We start from the raw sequence: 4,089 nt of genomic DNA, 5'->3' as shown, positions 1-4,089 counted from the left end.
TCAATCTCCTAATCATGAACTAGGACTTTTCTGCATCGGAAGAATTATCGGCTAACTCACTGAAAATAATATAACAAGCAAAAAGCCTCGTCCGCAGACGAGGCTTTTCAGATAATCCTCAGCCCATCAGGCTCCAGATATCAGCAGCTTACTGGCCTTTAACTTCTTTCAGGCCGTTGAATAGGGCACGGTTGCCCAGCGCTTCTTCAATACGGATCAGCTGGTTATACTTAGCTACACGGTCAGAACGGCTCATAGAACCAGTTTTAATCTGGCCTGCAGCAGTACCCACCGCCAAGTCAGCGATGGTGGCATCTTCAGTTTCACCTGAACGGTGAGAGATCACCGCAGTGTAACCGGCGTCTTTTGCCATTTTGATCGCAGCCAGCGTTTCGGTCAGTGAACCGATCTGGTTGAATTTGATCAGGATGGAGTTAGCGATGCCTTTGTCGATACCTTCTTTCAGGATCTTGGTGTTGGTAACGAACAGATCGTCACCAACCAGCTGGATTTTGTCCCCCAGCACTTTGGTCTGATAGGCGAAACCAGCCCAGTCAGATTCATCCAGACCGTCTTCGATAGAGACGATTGGGTACTGTTTAGTCAGGTCTTCCAAGAAGTGAGTGAACTTTTCAGAAGTGAAGGATTTGTTGCCTTCGCCTGCCAGCACGTACTTGCCGTCTTTGTAGAATTCTGATGCTGCGCAGTCCATCGCCAAGGTAATGTCTTTGCCCAGTTCGTAGCCTGCTGCTTTTACCGCTTCAGCGATAACAGCAAGTGCTTCGGCATTGGAACCTAGGTTTGGCGCGTAGCCACCTTCGTCACCTACCGCAGTGCCCATGCCTTTTGACTTCAGAACTTTTGCCAAGGTATGGAAAACTTCAGAACCCATACGCACAGCTTCTTTCAGGGTTTTCGCACCAACAGGCTGGATCATGAATTCCTGAATGTCGACGTTGTTGTCTGCGTGCTCGCCGCCGTTGATGATGTTCATCATTGGCAGTGGCATAGAAAACTTGCCTGGGGTGCCATTCAGTTCAGCGATGTGCTCGTACAGTGGCATGCCTTTAGCAGCAGCGGCTGCTTTGGCCGCTGCTAGGGAAACGGCCAAGATGGCGTTAGCACCAAACTGAGATTTGTTCTCAGTACCGTCAAGATCGATCATGATCTTGTCGATGTTGGCTTGGTCTTTCGCATCTTTACCGGTTACCGCGTTAGCGATTGGTCCGTTAACGGCGGCTACCGCTTTGGTTACGCCTTTACCTAGGAAACGAGATTTGTCATCGTCACGCAGTTCCAGCGCTTCGCGAGAACCAGTAGAAGCACCTGATGGCGCTGCTGCCAGACCTACAAAGCTACCTTCCAGATGAACTTCAGCTTCAACGGTCGGGTTTCCACGGGAGTCGATGATTTCGCGACCGATGACTTTAACTATTTTGGACATTAGTTTTTCCTCAGTACAAGTTAACTTAAAACTTAGACGCAAACAGCCTGAAACATTCAAATTTTCAGGCTGTTATGAAAACACTTATTTTGCCAAACGCTTCTGGTACTCGATGGCGGCTTTTACAAAGCCGCTGAACAGCGGATGCCCATCTCGAGGTGTTGAGGTGAATTCCGGGTGGAACTGACACGCAACATACCAAGGGTGGTCAGGAAGCTCAATGAGCTCAACCAGCTGGTCATCCCCTGAGCGGCCTGCGACACGTAATCCAGCCGCCTCAATCTTCTTCAGTAGCATATTGTTTACTTCATAACGATGACGGTGACGCTCAACGATGGTGTCAGAGCCGTACAGCTTCCGCACCAGACTGTTTTCGGTCAGCTGACACTGCTGGCTGCCAAGGCGCATGGTGCCGCCCAGATCGCTCTGCTCAGTGCGTTGTTCGACGTTGCCGTCTTCGTCGCGCCATTCGGTAATCAGCGCCACCACCGGGTACTTACAGTCCGGGACGAATTCAGTCGAGTTCGCGCACTCCATATGTGCCACGTTGCGGGCGAATTCCATCAGCGCAACCTGCATCCCTAGGCAGATGCCAAGGTAAGGGATGTTGTTTTCGCGCGCGTACTGCGCCGTCATTAGTTTGCCTTCCACGCCGCGATAGCCGAAGCCGCCAGGAATAAGGATAGCATCCAGATCCTTCAGCAATTCCACACCACGGGTTTCAACATCCTGTGAGTCAATCAGTTTGATATTTACGGTGACGCGATTTTTCAGGCCGCCGTGTTTCAGCGCTTCAATCACCGACTTGTAAGCATCCGGCAGCTCGACATATTTGCCGACCATACCGATGTTCACTTCGCCGCCTGGATTGGCCTCTTCGTAAATCACCTGCTCCCACTCGACCAAGTTGGCTTCCGGAGCATTAAGGTTGAAGCGCTTACAGATATAGTCATCCAAACCCTGCGATTTTAGCATGCCAAGAATTTTGTAGATGGAGTCGACATCTTTCAGTGAAATAACTCCTTTTTCCGGCACGTTACAGAACAGCGCGATTTTCGCCCGCTCGTTGGTCGGTACAGCGCGGTCAGAACGGCAGATCAGCACGTCCGGCTGAATACCGATCGACAGCAGCTCTTTCACCGAGTGCTGGGTTGGCTTGGTTTTCACTTCGCCCGCAGCAGCCATATAAGGCACCAGCGTCAGGTGCATATACATGGTGTGCTCACGGCCTACATCTACCGCCATCTGGCGAATCGCTTCGAGGAACGGCAGGGATTCAATGTCACCCACGGTGCCACCAATTTCAACCAGCACCACATCGTGGCCTTCGCCGCCTTCGATGATGCGCTCTTTGATCGCATTGGTAATATGTGGGATCACCTGAATGGTCGCACCCAGATAGTCACCGCGACGCTCTTTGCGCAGCACTTCTGAGTAGATACGGCCAGTGGTGAAGTTATTACGACGGCTCATTTTGGTACGGATAAAGCGCTCGTAGTGACCGAGGTCAAGATCGGTCTCTGCGCCGTCATCGGTTACGAAGACCTCACCGTGCTGAGTCGGGCTCATGGTGCCCGGATCCACGTTGATGTATGGGTCCAGCTTCATGATGGTCACATTAAGACCACGTGCTTCAAGAATGGCGGCCAGGGAAGCTGCGGCAATGCCTTTACCCAGAGAGGAAACGACCCCGCCGGTCACAAATATATAGTTCGTTGTCATGCTGAACCTGAGAATGTAGGTTTAAAGACAATGGAATGAATAACCAAGACGGGGAGATAGTATACCCGAATCCTCCGGGTGCGACAATTGATCGTTTCCGGTTGTGTGCGGTCCACCGCATTCACCGCCTTACTGCCGAGGTAGCGCGAGAGGTTAACCGTGGCAAACAGCAGGTCGCCGATCTCCTCTTTCAGCTTGTCTTGGTCGATAACCGCCTGCTGCGCTTCGTGCATCACCTCATCAATTTTTTCGTGTACTTTGTCCAGCACCGGCCCGATGGTGGTCCAGTCAAAGCCCACGCGGCTGCAGCGTTTCTGGATTTTATGGGCGCGCATCAGCGCTGGCAGCGCGGCAGGAATATCGTCGAGCACCGAATCCTGTGCTTTCTCCGCATTTTCGTCGCTTTTGATTTTTTCCTAGTTAACCAGCACCTCAGCACTGCCGCTCACCTAGGCATCGGCAAAGATATGCGGATGGCGACGCTCCAGCTTATCGCTGATGGCGTCAATGCGGTCGAGTCCGTCAAGGTGGTGTAAATTCAGATCCAGCCTTCCGGTCCGGTAATATGTCTGTTAAGCGCTGAGTGGCAGCGCCTCGATCACATCGTTTTCAGCGGTCTGCTCTATCTCCGCCATGCTGTGCTGCGGCAGGTAGCGGTTCTGCAACAGCCATTCTTCGTTCTGCTCCGTCAGCACCGCACCCAGAAGCCGGGTTATGCTCTCTTCGTTGGGGAAGATACCCACCACGTGGGAACGCCGCTTTACCTCTTTATTCAGGCGCTCCAGCGTGTTCGTGGAGTGGATTTTCACCCGGTGCGCTCCCGGGAACCCGAAGTACGCCAGCCCCTCCGCCTCCGCTTTGTCCATCATCTCTGTGACTGCCGGGAAGTTCTTTCCAGCTGGGCCGCGACCTCGCGCCAGGTG

2 protein-coding genes and 2 pseudogenes are annotated in these 4,089 nt (G+C 52.6%); all 4 read right to left on the bottom strand.

All coding sequences use genetic code 11. The features are described 5' to 3' along the window. Nucleotides 1-148: 148 nt before the first annotated feature. Nucleotides 149-1,444, bottom strand: coding sequence for a phosphopyruvate hydratase (gene eno, locus BBW68_RS12670; RefSeq protein ID WP_070135636.1), 1,296 nt, complete (start codon nt 1,442-1,444; stop codon nt 149-151). A gap of 84 nt (nt 1,445-1,528) precedes the next feature. Then, nucleotides 1,529-3,166, bottom strand: coding sequence for a glutamine hydrolyzing CTP synthase (pyrG, locus tag BBW68_RS12665; protein ID WP_070135635.1), 1,638 nt, complete (start codon nt 3,164-3,166; stop codon nt 1,529-1,531). Between the two features lie 107 nt (nt 3,167-3,273). Further along, nucleotides 3,274-3,720, bottom strand: a pseudogene (locus BBW68_RS12660) (MazG family protein); the annotation flags it as partial. 18 nt (nt 3,721-3,738) lie between these two features. After that, a pseudogene (locus BBW68_RS12655) lies at nt 3,739-4,089 on the bottom strand (transposase); the annotation flags it as partial.

The sequence above is a fragment of the Candidatus Erwinia dacicola genome (assembly GCF_001756855.1).
Lineage (GTDB): Bacteria > Pseudomonadota > Gammaproteobacteria > Enterobacterales > Enterobacteriaceae > Erwinia > Erwinia dacicola.
The sequence above is the reverse complement of the archived record's forward strand: the minus strand, read 5'-3'. Positions and strand labels throughout refer to the sequence as shown.

What these genes read in the sequence shown, in the direction of transcription:
- eno (WP_070135636.1), bottom strand. Translation starts at nt 1,444, where the DNA reads ATGTCCAAAATAGTTAAAGTCATCGGTCGCGAAATCATCGACTCCCGT.
- pyrG (WP_070135635.1), bottom strand. Translation starts at nt 3,166, where the DNA reads ATGACAACGAACTATATATTTGTGACCGGCGGGGTCGTTTCCTCTCTG.